At 69.7% G+C, this 234-nt stretch carries 1 pseudogene; it reads left to right on the top strand.

From position 1 onward, the window contains the following. Nucleotides 1-17 precede the first annotated feature (17 nt). A pseudogene (locus tag AC0L3U_RS40270) lies at nt 18-234 on the top strand (hypothetical protein); the annotation flags it as partial.

Genomic DNA, 234 nt, shown 5'->3' with positions numbered 1-234 from the left:
CGATGGCGGTCGGCGGCATGCTGCTGCTGATGCTCGGCTGTTCGAGCGTGGCGGCCGGGCTGTATTGGGCGGTCTGGCCGGGGCTCGGTGCCGGGCAGGTGATGGTCGGGCTGGGGATGGGGCTGACGGCAACCACCACGCTGGTCTTTGCCCAGAACAGCGCGCCGGTGGAGCAGTTGGGGGCTTACACCTCCACGGTGCAGTTCCTGCGCAGTCTCGGCGCCGCTTTTGGCG

It is taken from the genome of Bradyrhizobium sp. Kon69, assembly GCF_055807515.1.
This window is presented reverse-complemented; position numbering and strand designations above follow the sequence as displayed.